Annotated in this window: 11 protein-coding genes and 1 pseudogene; 8 read left to right on the forward strand and 4 right to left on the reverse strand. The window is 52.4% G+C overall.

Annotated features, from left to right (window positions below; translation table 11 throughout):
- Nucleotides 1–103, forward strand: a pseudogene (locus tag ACO0LM_RS19850) (IS5/IS1182 family transposase); the annotation flags it as partial.
- A 73-nt stretch (nt 104–176) separates the two neighbouring features.
- Here ACO0LM_RS19850 and ACO0LM_RS19855 read toward each other — a convergent pair.
- Both ACO0LM_RS19855 and ACO0LM_RS19860 read right to left on the reverse strand, forming a co-directional pair.
- A complete protein-coding gene (locus ACO0LM_RS19855) occupies nt 177–1,847 on the reverse strand; it encodes a tetratricopeptide repeat protein (RefSeq protein WP_423039175.1) in 1,671 nt (556 codons plus the stop codon).
- A 2-nt stretch (nt 1,848–1,849) separates the two neighbouring features.
- Nucleotides 1,850–2,284, reverse strand: a complete 435-nt coding sequence (locus tag ACO0LM_RS19860) for a hypothetical protein (protein ID WP_423039177.1) — start codon at nt 2,282–2,284, stop codon at nt 1,850–1,852.
- A 329-nt stretch (nt 2,285–2,613) separates the two neighbouring features.
- Here ACO0LM_RS19860 and ACO0LM_RS19865 point away from each other — a divergent pair, with 329 nt between their 5' ends.
- The gene (locus ACO0LM_RS19865) at nt 2,614–3,189 is read left to right on the forward strand and encodes a hypothetical protein (RefSeq protein WP_423039179.1); all 576 of its coding nucleotides are present in this window, start codon (nt 2,614–2,616) and stop codon (nt 3,187–3,189) included.
- Nucleotides 3,190–3,304: 115 nt separating this feature from the next.
- Complete coding sequence (locus ACO0LM_RS19870) at nt 3,305–3,466, forward strand: hypothetical protein (RefSeq protein WP_423039181.1); 162 nt, start codon at nt 3,305–3,307, stop codon at nt 3,464–3,466.
- Between the two features lie 191 nt (nt 3,467–3,657).
- Here ACO0LM_RS19870 and ACO0LM_RS19875 read toward each other — a convergent pair whose 3' ends face one another.
- Nucleotides 3,658–6,660, reverse strand: a complete 3,003-nt coding sequence (locus ACO0LM_RS19875) for a site-2 protease family protein (RefSeq protein WP_423039183.1) — start codon at nt 6,658–6,660, stop codon at nt 3,658–3,660.
- A 259-nt stretch (nt 6,661–6,919) separates the two neighbouring features.
- Here ACO0LM_RS19875 and ACO0LM_RS19880 point away from each other — a divergent pair, with 259 nt between their 5' ends.
- From ACO0LM_RS19880 to ACO0LM_RS19900, 5 genes are all read left to right on the forward strand, one after another.
- Entirely contained in the window at nt 6,920–7,990 is a 1,071-nt protein-coding gene (locus tag ACO0LM_RS19880; protein ID WP_423039185.1) for a hypothetical protein, read from the forward strand.
- A 191-nt stretch (nt 7,991–8,181) separates the two neighbouring features.
- Nucleotides 8,182–9,270 carry a hypothetical protein gene (locus ACO0LM_RS19885; RefSeq protein ID WP_423039187.1) on the forward strand — a complete coding sequence of 363 codons (1,089 nt, stop codon included), beginning with the start codon at nt 8,182–8,184 and terminating at the stop codon, nt 9,268–9,270.
- A gap of 340 nt (nt 9,271–9,610) precedes the next feature.
- Nucleotides 9,611–12,001 (forward strand): TonB-dependent receptor, encoded by a 2,391-nt coding sequence (locus ACO0LM_RS19890; protein WP_423039189.1) that lies wholly within the window; start codon nt 9,611–9,613, stop codon nt 11,999–12,001.
- Nucleotides 12,002–12,145: 144 nt separating this feature from the next.
- A complete protein-coding gene (locus tag ACO0LM_RS19895) occupies nt 12,146–13,240 on the forward strand; it encodes a glycerophosphodiester phosphodiesterase (RefSeq protein ID WP_423039191.1) in 1,095 nt (364 codons plus the stop codon).
- A gap of 309 nt (nt 13,241–13,549) precedes the next feature.
- A complete protein-coding gene (locus tag ACO0LM_RS19900) occupies nt 13,550–14,680 on the forward strand; it encodes an ABC transporter substrate-binding protein (RefSeq protein ID WP_423039193.1) in 1,131 nt (376 codons plus the stop codon).
- 241 nt (nt 14,681–14,921) lie between these two features.
- On the opposite strand, the gene ACO0LM_RS19905 is transcribed toward ACO0LM_RS19900, so the two are convergent.
- A complete protein-coding gene (locus ACO0LM_RS19905) occupies nt 14,922–16,880 on the reverse strand; it encodes a phosphatase PAP2 family protein (protein ID WP_423039195.1) in 1,959 nt (652 codons plus the stop codon).
- Nucleotides 16,881–17,279 lie beyond the last annotated feature (399 nt).

Raw genomic sequence — 17,279 nt, forward strand, 5'->3', positions numbered from 1 at the left:
TGAGAAATGCCATCGCCTTTGGAAAAACTGTGAGCGACAATTGAATACCAGCTTGCAATTCGTCAATTTGGCATTCCTCGCTTTGCTATTGCGGCGGGGGTGATCAAAAAGATCTCGAACAGGTTCTAAGGGACTTTAAGAATAAGTTTGTACGCTCACTGCTTGAAATCTACGCTTCATGGCGACTTGCCTTGACTGCCTAACTGGCTTTTGGCATCGCTCAGATTGGCAAGCAATGTTTTTGTGGACGGATGTTCGGGGCCGTAGTTGGGGTTGGCATTCAATGTGTCATAGGCCAGTTCAAAATAAGAGATGGCTTTGATGTATTCTCCCAATGCGGTCCAGGCGGACCCCAGGTTATTGCGGTCTATTGCTACATTCGGGTGGGTGTTCCCAAAGGGATTGATGTCGCTGGCCAGGGTAAGTTCAAAGAGGTCGATGGCTTTGCGGTATTCGCCCAATGCCTGCCACGCTGCGCCCAGGTTATTGCGTTTTATCGCTACTTCCGGATGGTCTTCGCCATAGGTTTTGATGTTGCTGGCCAGGGTGAGTTCAAAGAGGTCAATAGCCTTGCGATATTCACCTAATGCTTGCCACGCACCCGCCAGGTTGTTGCGATCTGTCGCCACATTCGGATGTGCTTCACCAAAGGTTTTGAGGTCACTGGCCAGGGCCAGTTCAAAGAGGTCGATGGCTTTACGGTATTCGCCTAATGCTGACCACGCCGTCCCCAGATTATTGCGCCTTATCGCCACATCCGGGTGCGTTTCGCCATAGGTCGCGAGGTCGCTGGCCAGGGCCTGTTCAAAGAGGTCGATGGCCTGGTAATGTTCTCCCAGGGCTTCCCACACCAGGGCCAGGTTGTTGCGGTCCGTTGCTACGTCCGGGTGGGCGTCGCCATAGGTTTTGATGTCACTGGCCAGGGCCAGTTCATAGTAGGTGACTGCTTTGCGATATTCGCCGAGTGAGTACCAGGCACCGCCCAGGTTATTGCGGTCTATTGCTACATCCGGGTGCGCTTCGCCATAGTTTTTGATGTCACTGGCCAGAGCCAGTTCATAGTAGGTGATGGCCTTGCGATATTCACCCAGTACGTAGCATGCTGTCCCCAGATTATTGCGATCTCTGGCCACGTCCGGGTGGGCTTCTCCAAAGGTTTTGAGGTCAATCGCCAGCGCCCGCTCATGCAATTTTTTTGCATCTGGAAAATCCCCTAGCGTATAGGCATTGTTTCCGGCGGCAGAGAGATACACTGCGTTGTCAGGGTCCAGGTAAATTGCTTTTTTGTAGTTGGTATCGGCGTCGAGGTATTCAAGGTCATGGCGTTGCAGTTCTGCCAGTTGGTAAGCGGTTTCGGCAGCGGTGTCATCGTCCTGCTCTTGTTTTTGCTTCAATAATGCTTTTGCCCTGGGGAGATCAAAGCGTTTGCGTGCTGCCTGGATTTGTTTTGTGAGTGTATTTTTTTCATCCAGATAGGCGATGCGTTTATTCAGTTTTCCCAGTTCTTTGACAAGGTTCTTTGCGTATTCCCAGCCTTTGACTAATTTTTCCTGATCAGATATATGGCGTTTTTCTTGCGTAGTAATGGTGTCTAGACTTTTCTGGATTTGCACCTCCAGATTCTTGACTTTGATGTCGTAGTCGTTGATCTTTAATTCGTCTTCAGGGTCGCCAAAGACACTGACAATACCGTTATTGACGGCAATCTGAAGGGTGCCGCCGACCACATTGATGGTGCCTATGTTGGTCGCCACCTGGACGCAATCGTCACCCTGGCAGCTTTGTTCAATTGCCTGTGCATTTGCAGAAATGATCAGGCAAAAGTACAGCAGGGCAATTGCTTTCATGGCTATTTGCTGGCCGCCGCTTGGCTGGCAGTTGATTGACTGGCCGTTGCTTGGCTGGCAGATGCGTTATCGATATTCAGGGTGCCCTGGTTAACCCCAACCTGGGTGCCATTGTTGCCACTGTTGGTTTGAATGACAGGCGACTCCTTTGGCGCGCCAGGTGCAGCGGGCGTCACCAAAAATACGGTGGCAAACACCGCCAAAGCGCCACCGGCCCGCAATTTGAATTTATCGATGCCACCTTCCACATGAAGAAAACCGGCCAATATGCCACCGACGCCTGCAGCAGCCAGGGCCAGCACGACCTTGAAAGTGTCATATTGCGTCGGTGTGGGATTGGGGATGAACACATTCAGCACTAGCAGGGCGATCACAAATACCACGCCAAAAATAAATCCGGCGATTTTTTCCCACTGCGTTGGTTTTGGTTTGGACATGTTTTTTTCTCTATCGGCGGTGATTGAATTGATGGGTTGGCATGTGGTTGTAGTGTCTTGCATTTAAATTATGCCATTGTTGTAATAGCATTGGTTGGTATGGAATAACTATATTTTTATACAGTGTTGTAATGTTGGGATTTGTGCCGGGAATTTCAGATTCTCTGTCTTATCAAGAGGCGCGGGGTGTTGCAGGGATGTGTCGGGCAATGAGGTGAAAATTGTCTTTCCGGCGGTGCTCGGTTATGCTGCCAGCAGTAAAAACTGTAGAACGCATTACCTTCCTGTTGGTGAGATGTGTTCACCCTCGATTTAGCGGAAATCTGCCGATGATAGAATATTCTCTGGGTACCTTGCCGTTTCGTGACGGCGTCGTTTTTCTGTTTCCCAATCACCTGTGCTGCAATTGCGGCAAGACCACCGACCTGACGACCATAGAGCAAGATACCAGGCGCACCGCTTACATGGTCGGGGCAGGGACGGAAATCACCTTCCAGCTACCTTTACCTTTCTGCACAGACTGTACGCCAACGGCAAGCCGTCGCCCGAAAAGCGTCTTGAACTGGCTACTGATTTTTATTGCCGCCTTTGCGGTATCGGCACTGGCACTGATCGTCATTGGCGACATGGTCTTGAATAGCCCATTGATCGCCCGTTACCTGCTGCCGTTTGCTTTGGCCCTGGCCGCCCTGGCCTGTGCCGGCATGGTGGCGCTGACACGGCCCAAGGGCAAGCAGACCAGTTATTTTCAGCCAGTGCGCATACCGCGCCTGAAGCAGGAATTTGTTTCTGGCGCAGTGACTGCCATCGGGTTTTCTTTCAGTAATCTGGCGTATGCCAAAGCCTTTGCCCTGGTCAACCGTGAATCGATTGCAAAAAAGCTGGTGACGCTGGAAGGTATTTAGCCTTATTGCGAGTGAGGCAATCGAAGCAATCGAAGCCATTATGCAAGGTTTTTCTCAGCATGCGCTTGTCTGTGTTGTGCGTCTGTTCAACTGGTGTTGAACAGAAACGGCATGCGTGTCGTTCATTAATACCTTGTCCATAGGCACGGTGCTGGCGACGTTGGCGGGCTGGTTTCCCGCCATGGCGGCGCTGGCTTCGCTGGTGTGGACTTGCATCCGCATATTTGAAACCCGGACGGTACAAACATGGTTAAGCACGCGACAGCGTCACCGATAAGCCTGTCCTGATATCGATGGACGCAGCAGGGCGGTGAAGCCACCTGCTGCCACCGATCTTACTGCGCGAGCGTGATCGGGGCTCATGCGCTGCTCAAAATGCTCATGTACTTAGAGTACATTCCGCTTTTTGCGCTGCTCTTCTCCCCGCTGACGCTCGCTCGCTACAGATCGTAAACAGGTTCTTATCACTTATCCAACTGCGGCAACCAGGCTTGGTGTGCATTTGATTTCGCGTTGTTCAATATCGAGCAGGGTTTGCTGGAAGAATTTTTTCCAGCCGTTGTCAAACACGATGCTGCGGCATACCAGTTCGTCGGATGCTGGTTTGGCCGTCTGCGGCAGGCGGTTGCGTGCCTGCTGGACGGCGTTGCTGAGTTTGTCGGCGGTTTTGCCGGCTTCTTCTGTTTCACCCAAGGCACGCTGGCTATGTACCAGCATCAGGTCTGCCTGGAAATTGCTGGCCGGTTGCCCGCGTTTGATGAACAGATCAATCAGCCAGTTGCCTGACGATACCTGGTAGCTGTTGTTGGCAGCCTGAGCTTCCTGTTTGGCGGTTTTATAATCCTTTTGCAGGGTCGCGATCATCCAGTTGATCTGGTGGCTTTCGCGCCTGGCAAAATCATTCATCCCTTTATCGTCGGTGGCCTCTTTCAAAAACGGGGCCACCAATTGTCTTGCTTCATCCAGCCGGTTGGTGCTGACCATCAGCCAGGCCCGGTCTGTCTTCAATAAATTGCAGTGGTAATTGTCACCAAGCTTATCACCAAGCTTGTCACTAAGTTTGTCACTGAGCTTGTCGCTTATTTTGTCATTAGTCCTGTCGCTCACTTCGGGTGAACAGTCAAAGTCGGTTTCGGCGGCTTGCAATTGTGTTTCTGCATCTGCGCGGCGTCCTGCTGCATACAGGCTGCGCGCCAGCACCTGGCGCGCCTGCAGCAATTGCACATCTTCCTTCTGTTTGTCACTGGAAAGCAAAGTGACTACTTCTTCCAGCAGCACGATCTTGCCCGGATTATTGGCGGAGATATCGCGTGCCTGCAATATCTGAGCCAGCAAACGGCTATCTTTCTTATCTTCCTGCGCATGCAGGCGCGCTCGCAAAATGGCTTCTGCTTCCAGCTGGTACTGGGCTATTTCTGCCTCATTCTTTTTGGAATCTGCATTATCATCCGGGCCTGACCAGTTCATCAATGCCGTTGCGACAGAAAACGCGGCATCGGCATGGGCATAGGTGGGTTGTATCGAATTATTGTTTTCAGCGTAATACAGCCTGGCGATGCGCAATGCGTCTTCGGGATCGATTTCCTGCGATTCTTCCAGCGCTGCCTTGATGACGTCGATACGTCCCGGGCCTTGTGCTGCGTCTATTTTTTCTGCGCGCTGTTTTCTTTGTAGCTGTATGTCGGCTTCTGAATTATGCACGGCCGCCTTGCGATCGGTTTTTGTTGTCCTGGCTGATTTGTCGGTGTCGATGAACGTGCTGGCACCTTGTCCCGCAACACTCAGCATGGCACCCGGTGCGGCATACATCAGGCCACCCAGAGCAACCAGGGGCAGGATAATGCAGCTCAGGTACAGTACCAGGCCGGCGGTGCTTTCTTTCCAGCCCGGCAGGCGTCCCAGGTAACGTGGCAAGAGGGTCAGGCCGACATCGAGCTTGGTCGCATAATTCCATTTGCTGAAACTGGCCTGGCCCATGAAATCATACAGGCGTCGTGCGGCCTTGCTGAAGCGTTCGCCAGGTGCCGGTCTGGCCTGGTCCTGCTTCAGTAACAGTGAAGACGCTTTGGCAACGCGGAAATGCAAGGGTGAACCCAGCAGCATCAAGATGCCCAGGCCGCGCAGGATATTGTCACCGGTGTTCAGGCCCGCCAGCAGCAGCAGGCCGCCGCTGGCGACCGAGAAGATGAAGCGCAGCCACGGCAGGCGGCCCACGATCAGCAATTCAATCACGCGCCCACCATCCAGTGGCAAGACCGGCAAGAGATTAAAACCATTGATAAAAAACGATGCCATGATGGCCGTCATCAAGTACGGTGCCCATTCCATCGTCAGCAGTGAAGGTATGAAGGTAATCGCCGCCAGTGCCCCCACCGATAACAGCAGGCCCGGCATGGGGCCGGCCAGATAGACCAGCAAATGCGTGAGTGGTCTGGCTTCATGTTTCTCGCCGCTGGTGACACCGCCCATGCCCGGTACAAAAAATACCTGTACGTCGCGGAAACCGGCCAGCTTCATGGCCAGCCAGTGGCCGCCTTCATGCAGGGCGATGACCGCCGCCACGACCAGCGCGCCATCCAGCCCCCACCACCAGGCACCCACACCCAGGAAGACCAGCGCCGACAGGGTAAAGCTGATGTACTGATACCAGCGCGGCGCGCGTAATGAACGCAGGGTGCACAATGTACGTACAAAGGCAAAGCGGTCACGCGCCAGGCTAGCGGCATCCAGTGCCGGGTCCAGCGTGGTGACGGCAGCGGTTTTTTTCTTGATGCGCCAACTGTTGAGTCGCATGCGCCAGGCCAGGGCCAGGGCGGGTAAAAAGCGAAAGCCGTAGACGGCTTCTTCATGCACGGTGCCGCGCTGATAGGTTTTTCCTTCTCTTTCCAGCCTGACCATCCAGCGTCCGGCCAGGTTTTGTGCAATGGCCGGTGCATCCATATCGTCAGTGCGTTGTTGCAAGACGGCTTCACGCGTGTGCAGGTGGGCCGCCAGTTGCCCGGCAAAATCGTCTGCATTGGCATCCTGCACCCAGACCCGGTCCGGATAGGGGATCATGCTGTGCAGCAGCTTGTTGACAGTCAGCAGGGCATTGCCGTCGATATAGGTATTCCACAGATAAACGTTGTACAGCCTGCCGCCGCTGCTTGATTCGGCAGGATAGACTTCAGCATGCACATCTTGCGCCAGGTGGTGGTACACATCCACGTAACTGTAGGGCATATCGCCGGCGCAGATCATGGACCGTTCACGCCAGCTGTGCATGTAGCGAAAGCCAGCCTGTTCCAGTTCGGGACGTGCGGCATCCAGCACCGGCGTGAGTTCACCGAGGGCGCTACGCAAACATGGGGTCTTTAGCGGCGACCACAGTTGCAACTTCAATAAGCGATTGGTAGAGATCACCAGTGTGACTACTTGCACTAATAGCACAATGGCGATGAATGTCGCCCCCAAACCCAGAACCAAATCCATTTATTTCCTCACTGCATTTTGCCTATCACGCATTTTCTGCGAAATGTCACGAAAAGGCGAGTAAATAGCGTACGGTCATTCACATAATCAAGCAAAAGCTTTCATACAAGGCTGGCAGGTAGGCGGTTTTCCAACAATTGCGGACCGCGCAGGGATTTCGGCATCATGAAATTGATAAATTGCCAAGCTAAAAATACAGGTATATATTGTTGAGCCCAGCGTGTTAAGCCCAGCTACGTTGCCTTGTCAGGATTACATAATGAAACTGCTATTTGCTTTATTTTCTTTGTTGCTCAGCGTCAGCGTGCAGGCTGCGGATCTGCCGTTTGCCGGTACCTGGAAAGGCAGCATAGGCGACAATAAGGTGATGGTGTGTTTTTCTGCCTCTGATGCGCAGTATTATTATCTGCGGCATTTACGTGGCATTGGGCTGGTAGCGGATGAAAAATTACCTGCATTTACCCGTTGGCGAGAAACACTGGACTACAGTAACGATGACGACAATACCACCGGCATCTGGACTGTGCCTGAAGCAGTCAACGGCAGCGTTGGCAATACGCTGGACCTGACCTGGTCCAGCCCGGACGGCAAAAAGAAAATACCAGTCAGGCTGACAAAAGTGCCGACCCTGGCTGCTCCCAAGCGGACGTATTCTGATTGCGGTCCCGAGTTTTATCGGCCCATAGAAGAGGGCATGCGATATACCACCAATGACCTGAAAATGGACGGCAAGGAATACCGTGGCGTTACCACCCAGACCGGTGCTGCATTCGAATTGCCAGCCAGTGTGCCGGGCAGCAAAGCTTTCAATGACACTACCCGCAACTGGCTGAAGCAAATCGCGATTGATCACTACGAATGCGTGCGCAATGGTGGTGGTGTGGATTGGGAAAGAAGTCTGGAACCACTGGTCTGGACAGATAGCAAACTGGTGGTAAAAGACTGGATGCCAGAAGTTTTTTGCAGTGGTGGTCGTGGCAATACCTATCTGGAATATGCCTCGTTTGACCTGCATACAGGCAAAAAAATCAACACCTGGTCGTGGATTAAACAAGGTGAAAAAAGCGTGGAAAGCAAGGACAAGAACGAACAGAAACCAGGCCTGAGAGCGATGCTGGAAAAGAAGGTAGACCAGGAAGAGTGTCGTGAAGTCAACGATGTTTTCACTACCGGAAAACCCTATGCAGGCAAGGATGGCATGGTGTTCCGGCTGTATTATTTTCATGCCATGCGCATGTGTGAAGACGACATCACCATCCCTTACAAATCAATCGCCCCTTACCTGACGCCTGCCGGTAAGGCCGCCGTGGCAGAATTTCTGAGGCCTTAATTTTGATCAGGACTCCCTCCTTTATTTTTATCAGCCTGCGCATTCAGCGGCCTGCATCCGCGTTTGGCAGGCGACTGCGTTTCTAGCAATGGCAGGCGGATCATTTATTTCCACGGTTCTTAAATTGGCAAATTGCCAATTTAAGAACGCCGGTATATAGTAGAAAATCAAATTTATCTTTACAGGAATGCATGATGAAATTGCTTTACGCCTTGTTTCTCTTATTGTTTGGCATGACAGTGCAGGCAGCGGAATTATCCTATTCCGGTGTATGGAAAGGTAGCATCGGTGACAACAAGATCATGGTGTGTTTTACTTCCTCTGTAGCTGCGGAATATTATTATTTACGAAATCTGCGGGGGATATTGCTCGAGCCGCTGGACATGACACCTCAAAAAGACACCACTCGTTGGAAAGAAACCAACGGGCTCTATGGTGATGATGAAAAGATCACAGGCTTCTGGGACGTTGCAGGCATAAAGCCAGGTGTTGCCGTCAAGACGCTGGACCTTACCTGGACCAGCCCGGACGGCAAGACACAAATACCATTCAAGCTGACGAAAGCGCCTGTCGTGACTCGTCCCGGGATTCCCAAATCCGATATTTGTGGAGCTACCTATTACAAGCCCCTGGAAGATGACCTGCCGCATACCAGCAAAGATCTGAAGTTTGAAGGCAGGGAATACCGCAGCATTTCCACCCCAGCCGCCACAGTATTTGAATTGCCAGCCAGTGTGCTCGGTAGCAAGAACATCAATGAACGTACACGCAATTTTTTAAAGGACGCTGCGGATGAATTCTATATTTGTCTGCGCAATGGCGGCAAAGAATCAGACTGGGGCCGGGGTTTTGAACTATTGGACTGGACTGTCAGCAAACTCGGGGTAAAAGAATGGATGTCAGACGTTGTTTGTGACGGCTCACATGGGCTGGCTTATGAGACATATAGAACGTTCGATCTTCGTACCGGCAAAATGATCAATACCTGGACGTGGGTCAAACAAGGCGATAAGAATAAGGGTGGTGAAAATAAACAAAGAACGCCTCTGACAACGCTATTGAAAAAACTCAAGAACCAGAAACCGGAACAGTGCATGATGGGCGGCGATGCTTTCGATATAGACGACCCCTATGCAGGCAAGAGTGGCATGGTGTTCCGCTTGTCTCATTTAAATCCCATGGGCTTGTGTGAAGACACAATCACCATTCCCTACAAAAAAATGATGCCTTTCCTGACGCCTGCGGGCAAAGCAGCAGTGGCTGAGTTTTTGCAGCCTTAAGCTTCCCTTTATTTCTATACCCCCTCCAATTTCTTGATGGCCTGTCTGGTGACAGGCCATCACAGTCAAACCTGATTCACACGATAAAAAAGCTGTTACAAAACAAGTGTGAATAAAATCCTACACTAGAACTCATTTCATAAATAGTTACTGTCACTGCAAGGTCATATAAGAGCACTACACTTCGGCGGTTTTCCAAATTACTTCAGCGTTTTAAGCCAAATTTTTTTAACGTGGTTCAGTTTTTTCTGGCGACAGCATCGTTGCCCGGAAAGGGGTTTCTGCGAACATTTTTTTGCGACAGATCCTGTGCTGTTACCGATTTTTTTCTGAGAATTTCATGACATCCGCCAAGCAAAAAACACACGCCCAGCCGTCTCCATTCCGTATGCTCGCCATGTCGGCAGCCTGTCTGATGGCCTTCAGTCAATTGGCCAGCGCACAGACGGTGCCAGTCAAAGACGAGAATAAAAATGAGAAGACCGATGCCGGTATCGCCACGGTAGAAATTTCTTCGCAGACTACCCGTTCTGCGGTGTCCATGCGTGGTGCCGAATTGCAGAAAATCCTGCCGGGTACCAATCCTGTGAAGGGTTTGCAAACACTGCCAGGCGTGACCTTTGCCACTGCCGACCCATGGGGTAATAATGAACAGAACCTGAGCCTGTTCGTGCATGGCTTCAATGGTCAGCAACTGGGTTACACGCTGGATGGCGTGCCGCTGGGTGACCAGCAGTATGGCAATTACAATGGCCTGTCGCCACAGCGCGCCGTTATCAGCGAAAACGTCAGGAATGTGATCCTGTCATCCGGTGCAGGTAATCTGGCGACAGCCTCCACCAGCAACCTGGGCGGCACCATAGAAGTGTTTTCCAGTGACCCATTGGCGACACAAAGAACCAACATAGAACAGACCTTTGGTAGTTACCGTACCTCGCGTAGCTTTGCCCGTTTTGATACCGGCAATTTTGGTGACGGCAATGCGGCATACATAGCAGTCATGCGGCAAGATGCCCGCGCCTGGGATTTTGACGGCAAGCAGGGCGGCAAGCAACTTAATGCCAAGTACATCAATACCCAAAACGCCGGCAAGCTGACCCTGTATTTCAATTACAACGACAAGATAGAACCAAACGAAGACAGCACGGTGCATGTGACTGGTGAAACCAGTGCACCGTATACACGTCCGTTCTTGTATCCTGATTTTGCTGCGGCAGTAAACTACCTGTCACCAACCGGTGCCACGCCTGCAGCCGATGGCTCCAACTACCACAATTACTATAGCGATGCCCAGCGCAAAGACGTGCTGAGCTATGCCAAATATGACTGGAACCTGAATAACGATACGGTCTGGTCTAACCAGGTGTATTTCCACCGTGATGATGGTGTCGGCGTGGTTGCCGGGCCTATCGGTGCGGCTGGTTTGCCAGCCTTGTTCAGCGTGTATTTTCCTAACCAGAACCTGAAGCAGGTATTTGGCAATTCTGGCTATGCCACCCGCACGACGGAATATGATATCCATCGTTCTGGCCTGATTTCCAATCTGCGCACCACCTGGGGTGATCATCAGATCGAATTCGGCGGCTGGTGGGAACATAATGAATCATCCGCCTATCGCCGCTGGTATGCACTGGATGTGAATCATCCAAGCTCTCCGTATGATCGCCCATCCAACCCGCTGATTACCCAATATGGCAGCGAGATACGCAATAACATCATCCAGTTGCATTTGCAGGATGAATGGCGTGTGCGCCCTGACATCGTGGTACAGGCCGGTTTTAAATCCAGCCTGCAATATGCAAAAGGTGATTTCCCGGTGCAGCCTTTACCGGGCGCAATATCTGGTGGCTCGCTGGCTTTACCGGTGGGTGAGATCGATACCAAAAAATGGTTCTTGCCACAACTGGGTTTGCTGTGGGAAATCAGCCCGCGTGATCAGTTCTTTATCAACGCACAAAAAAACCTGCGCCAGTTTGTAACCTATGGCGGCGGTGGTGCATCGCCTTGGAGCCTGGCCAGCCAGTCGGCCTTTGATTTGTTCAAGAACACGGCCCAGCCAGAAACATCGGTTACCTATGAAATGGGCTGGCGCGGCAAGCGCAACATCGATCTGGGTGTGCTGGACAAGGTCGATGGCCAGGTCAATATTTATCATGTCGATTTCAGCAACCGCCTGTTGCAGATCAGCCCGACACCAGTGATTTCTTCCATCGTTGGTGGCAACCCTGTATTGGCCAACGTTGGTAGCGTCAGCACTGACGGTATTGATATCGCCGGTACGCTGTTCTTTGGAAAAAACTTCAGCTTCTATAATGCCTTGTCTTACAATCGTTCAGTGTATGCTGACGACTATAGCAATGGCAAGGCACTGGTGGCAACCGCGGGCAAGCGTGTACCCGGCAGCCCGGAATGGATGAACAAGTTCGTCGCCACTGCCACCTTTGGTGACATCGAAGCACAATTGAGCGGTGACTATGTCGGCAAGCGCTATGCGACTTATACCAATGACCTGGCAGTGGATAGTTACTTCATGCTGAACCTGGGCGTGACGGCAAAAATCCCGCTGGAACCGAATGGCTTTTTGAAAAATGCCAGGCTGCGTTTGAATGTCACCAATCTCAACCAGGTCACCGGCACGTCAGTGGTGGTGGTCGGCGCAGCGAATGGCACTTACAATACCTTTCCGATTGCGCCACGCCAGGTTTTCGTCACTTTTGGTGGCAGTTTTTAAAGTAAGACTTACGAAAAACCGCCCCAACTGCGTTGCCGCTCCTAGCCGTACTAAAGTACTGTCTTCGTCGCGACGCCTTGCTGGGACAATTTTGCGTAAGCTTAATAAAGGAAAAACGAGATGAGCATGCAACGCAGACATTTTATGAAAACAGCCGCCACATCTGCCGTGCTGTTGGGTGGCGCGCAATTTGGCCTGACATCCACCGCGCTGGCAGCAGGCAAGGGCAGGGTAGAGTTGTTTGCCCACCGTGGCGCATCTGCCTTGCGGCCAGAACACACATTAGCCGCATATGCCAAGGCGATTGCCGATGGCGCTGATTATATTGAACCTGATCTGGTCATCACCAAAGATGGTGTGCTGGTAGCGCGTCATGAAGCCTTCCTGAGTGAAACCACCGACGTCGCCAGCAGGCCAGAATTTGCGGGCAAACGTGCCAGCAAAAGCATTGATGGCAAGCCGCAAAATGGCTGGTTTGTCGAAGACTTTACCCTGGCAGAACTGAAGACCCTGCGTGCGGTGGAACGCCTGCCCAAGGTACGCCCACAAAATACCGCGTATGACGGTATGTTCCAGATTTTGACGTGGGAAGAAATTATCGATTTCGCTGCTGCCCATGCAGCGACAACAGGGCAGGTGATAGGCCTGATACCAGAGTTAAAACATTCAACCTATTTCAAAAGCATAGGCTTGCCGCTGGAAGACCGCTTTTTGAACATCATCGCCGCGCATGAATACACGCGCCGCTGCCCGCTGGAAATACAGTCGTTTGAAGTCGCCAACCTCAAGTATGTCCGCAGTGTGCTGGGCAAGCGCCACAATGTCCGGCTTATGCAGTTGGTAGAACGTGGCGATGTCCGCCCGGCGGATGTGGTTGCCGCCGGTGGTGAGCTGACGTTTGGCAAAATGTGCAGCAAACAGGGTTTGCGTGACATCGCCAGTTATGCGGACGTGGTGGCACCGCCTACCCGTGCCCTTATCCCCTTGCTGGCCGATGGCAAACTAGGGCAACCCACCAGCCTGATCGCGGATGCGCATGAGGCAGGCTTGCTGGTGCACACCTGGACCTTCCGCCCTGAAAATCGTTTTCTGGCCGCAGATTTTCGTGATGATAAAGGCGACGATGCCAGAAATGAAAAAGGTTCAGTGGCAGAAATGCAGCGTTATATCGCTGCCGGCATCGATGGCTTTTTCTCTGATGACAGCGCGTTGGGGCGTCGTGCTATTAATAGCAATTAGTGGAATGTAACAAAGACAGCGCTTAAGTTGTAAGAATTGGTAAGCTGTTGATGTGAACAAAAAGGCAGCAATCGCTGCCTTTTTTACATCCATCTGTCTTGCCTGCCAGGGTGATCGCCCCGGCCTGTCTCTATTTAACAACCGCTTAACAAGCGCTTTCTGTTTAGCTTAACAAGCAGGCGCTGGATTATTTCATGTCAGCCTGTCATTGCGTCTGTTGCCAAAACAGATTAATGCATACAGAATGGGTTTCTGAATTGCCCCCGGATCAAAAGGAGGGCGGTCGATTGATAAAATAATGGAGACAAAATGCTTTTAAAAAAATGGCAGGCAGGCCTGTTGGCACTTGCTTGCGGGACAGGCCTTGCCCACGCTGAAGAAGTCAAAATCGGCTACGTCACTGGCCTGACCGGCCCCATCGCGATGACCTCCAATGAAGGCTTGAACATGGCGCGCGGTTACATCGAGCAGGTGAATGCCCAGGGCGGCATCAACGGCAATAAAATTACCCTGGTCGCCAAAGATGATCATTATGACGCCAAGAAAACCGCCGGGCTGGTCGAAGAAGCCATCACCAAAGATGGCGTGGTGGCTTTCGTCAATACGGCCGGTACCGCCAATACCATGGCCATCATCAAGTCTGGCATCTTGAACAAATACAAGGTACCTTTGCTGGGTGTGTTTAGTGGTTCGGAAGCGATACGCGGTGCTGGTTCTGAGCAGATTTTTCATACCCGCCCCAGCTATAACGACGAGGTATTCAAGATCGCCCGCATCGTGTCCACACTGGGCTTGAAAAAAGTCGCTGTCTTTTATCAGGATGATGGCTTTGGTGCCAGTATCAATGACAGCATTACCAAGGCAGCGCAAGAGCACAAGTTTGACATTATCTTGAAAACGGCCTACAAGCCTGGCGAAACCAATTTCACTAAACAAGCCAAAGAAATTATTGCCGTCCAGCCGCAGGCGATTTTGTTGATGGGGCTGCCAGAAGCCGTCATGCATTTCATGAAAGTCTATGACGCACCTACCGGCGCATCGCAGATTTATACCCTGTCATTTGTGCCGCCCAAGCTCTTGCTTGATTTTGCCGGTGAAAGCCGGGTGCGTGGCATGGCCATTACCCAAGTCGTGCCCAATCCAGTCGGTGGTTCATTGCCGCTGGCGAAAGACTATCAGGCCTTGCTGGCATCGCCGTATGGCAAGGGTACGAATGCCAGTCCGCTTAATTTTGAAAACTACATGAATATGCGCCTGATGATAGAGGCGCTGAAAACCGCAGGTGCCAAACCGACTCCAGAAAAAATCACGCAGGCGCTGAAGGGCATGCGCAATTATCGTATCGGCGGGTTTCCGATTGATTTTGGTGATACCAATCGTCGTGGTTCTTCGTTCCTGGATATTGCCGTGATCAGCCTGAACGGACGGCTTGCTTATTGATGTGCTGATCTAGTGGACTGTAACAGTTGAAACAGAAGTGAAAGACGCTTGCCCGGCGATCAGGGCAAGGCGCAAAGCACAGCGATAGTGACCTATCGCGAGCATTTGCAACGCAGCCATGGTCGTCGCGCAAGCGGAAGGCACTCTGTTTTCAATTGTTACAGTCCACTGACAGTCCATCAAAAAGAAACGCTGCCCCGTTAAACCGGGGCAGCGTTTCTTTTTGTCTGCAATGGTCAGATTATGCAGCCAGACGCAATTGCAGGCCTGTGTCGGTATAGGTAGGTGTGGCGGTGAAACCATCTACCGTGATGGTGGTGAATTTACCTTTCAGGCTGCCTGCGGTGATCACTGTCAGGGTGTCGCCAACAGCAGGCTTGTAGCCATTCTGGAACTTGATACGCAGGGTGCCACCAGCGATGGTGACGGTGCTGCTGACCACCAGTTGGCTTTGGGCGCTGCGCAGGTTCAGTTCCAGTGTGCCGGTAGTCAGTTGTGTATATTTGCTGGTGATATTCACATTGCTGGTGCTGTTGCAGACCAGGGTGCCAGCGCTGTTATACACATCACCTGTGCCGAAGGCTGTTGCCGAATTCGCTTCCAGTGCACCGGCATCCAGTTGCGTGCCTCCAGTCCAGCTATTATTGCCAGCCAGTTTCAGGCTGCCGCTACCCAGTTTGGTCAATTTGCCAGCACCAGAAATATTATTGCGCCAGGTGTCTTGTGCATTAAAGTTACCTTTGCTGGCATCCATGGTGACCACGACATTGCCAAAGAAACTGCCATACCCATCAGCCGCAGCAAACAGGTTCAGACGACCCCAGCCTTCGGCATCATCCAGGATAGGATAGCCGGACGCGATGGCCGTGGTTTTCAGTACCACACGTCTTTGCGCATCGCTCAGGTAAGGCAGGCGGGTTTCCAGCAAGACTTCGGCGCCTTTTGGAACCACGGCCACTGCCGTGGTGCTGGCGACAGGCGCAAAGTTAAACGTCAGGCGACGCAGGTAAGCAGCCTTGTTGGTGGCGTAGTCGGCAAAGCGGTCCGTCGTTGCCGTGCCAGAATGTGCATAAGCATTGAATGTGTCCGCTGTGGTATTGGTCAGGGCCATCAGTGCTGTATGCGCCTGGGTGACGGCGGCAGCTTTTTTGCTGGCATTGGTCGGGTCCACCAGGTTGGCGGCGACCACGGCTTGCCCCAGCACGCGGCCACTGATCACATCCAGTGGGGAATGCATGCCGGCAACGATGCGGTTTTCACCCAGTTCCAGGCCACGCGCCAGAATTTCCTGGTAACGCTCTGGCACGGCATAGGCCATGGCCAGCGCATCACGCACGGCTTCGGCTGAATGGCCGCTGGTAAAGCCACCATCGGTGGCCGGGGTGGTGCTTTCTGCCGGTATCAGGGACGGGGCGACGATCACCTTGTTGCTCCAGCGGTAAGGGCGTGCATATTTGTAGAAGCGTTTGGCCGGTTCGGTAGAACCGTTGTTGCCCACCAGGTTGACCAGGTCAACCACGTTGCCAAAGCTGGTATTGGTGGTACTGCCCACGCCGGTATTGTTGCCCGCATCATTGTATAAAACCGTGCCGGAATCAGCGGCAATGGCGGTAATGGTAGTGGTCTGCTGCGCCGCCTGACGCCAGGCCGTTGTCAGCGGGCCCATGCCATCTGTCACGCTATAGCCCTTGCCGCGACGGTCATCCAGATAGGCAGCCAGTTCCTGGTCGGCTGTACGCTTGCTGGTGGTGTCGATGACAAACTGGATATTCGCATCATGCACAGCCTGATTGAGGATAGTGCCGCCTGCTGTGCCATCATTCGGCAAGCCTGTCCATTTGGACGCCACGACTGCCGGGAAATTATCTACCGCAGGTGCAGTCTGGCCAGCATCAACGATTTCTGTCAATGGTTTCCAGATATCCCTGAAACCCGCCAGCACGCGCACACCGGCATTGGTGTCCAGTGTGGCATAACGCGCATCACCACGCTGATTGGTGGCGACATTGTCAACAAAGGCAGGTACATTGGCAGCGACCGGTGCTGTATCCACAACACCAGGGTCAGCCGGTGGAGAAGGAATGACCAGTGGTGCATCCACCGCAGCGGGTGTGCTTGACCCACCACAAGCCACCAGCAACAAGGCGGTGCTGACCATCATCGCCAGCGGCAGGCGGCGGAATACAGATAAATTTTGCATGATAATAAAACCCGTTGGAATAAGCTTGAAGAAAGCGTATTGGAATAAATAATTGAATAAAGAATTGCGACCGGGGGGAATGATAGAGGACGGGTGTGACGGTTGTATGACAACCGGTATGGGGCGGCGTATATGCCACAGGAGGCAACATGCGCAGTTCAATTATCTGCCAGTTCTGTTGATTGAAATTCCCTCTCCTTCAAGGAGAGGGTTAGGGAGGGGATGGGTTTCGGCCGATGCGCGGCAATCATGTTTACGTCGCTGCATGCCGTACTTTGATTGAAACGAATGCCCTTCGTGGGACCAAGCCGGGCCGAGACCCGGCTTGGTTCCACGAAGGGCAATCGCTTTACAAATGACATAAGCATGCAACGAACGCCGCTGGGTTCCAGCCTACGC

Origin of the sequence: Undibacterium sp. Di26W (genome assembly GCF_049340265.1) — a bacterium.
Classification (GTDB): Bacteria; Pseudomonadota; Gammaproteobacteria; order Burkholderiales; family Burkholderiaceae_D; genus Undibacterium.

Coding starts and splice junctions, on each gene's coding strand:
- ACO0LM_RS19905 (WP_423039195.1), bottom strand. CDS start 16,880: ATGCAAAATTTATCTGTATTCCGCCGCCTGCCGCTGGCGATGATGGTC.
- ACO0LM_RS19900 (WP_423039193.1), top strand. CDS start 13,550: ATGCTTTTAAAAAAATGGCAGGCAGGCCTGTTGGCACTTGCTTGCGGG.
- ACO0LM_RS19880 (WP_423039185.1), top strand. CDS start 6,920: ATGAAACTGCTATTTGCTTTATTTTCTTTGTTGCTCAGCGTCAGCGTG.
- ACO0LM_RS19890 (WP_423039189.1), top strand. CDS start 9,611: ATGACATCCGCCAAGCAAAAAACACACGCCCAGCCGTCTCCATTCCGT.
- ACO0LM_RS19865 (WP_423039179.1), top strand. CDS start 2,614: ATGATAGAATATTCTCTGGGTACCTTGCCGTTTCGTGACGGCGTCGTT.
- ACO0LM_RS19860 (WP_423039177.1), bottom strand. CDS start 2,284: ATGTCCAAACCAAAACCAACGCAGTGGGAAAAAATCGCCGGATTTATT.
- ACO0LM_RS19895 (WP_423039191.1), top strand. CDS start 12,146: ATGAAAACAGCCGCCACATCTGCCGTGCTGTTGGGTGGCGCGCAATTT.
- ACO0LM_RS19855 (WP_423039175.1), bottom strand. CDS start 1,847: ATGAAAGCAATTGCCCTGCTGTACTTTTGCCTGATCATTTCTGCAAAT.
- ACO0LM_RS19885 (WP_423039187.1), top strand. CDS start 8,182: ATGATGAAATTGCTTTACGCCTTGTTTCTCTTATTGTTTGGCATGACA.
- ACO0LM_RS19875 (WP_423039183.1), bottom strand. CDS start 6,660: ATGGATTTGGTTCTGGGTTTGGGGGCGACATTCATCGCCATTGTGCTA.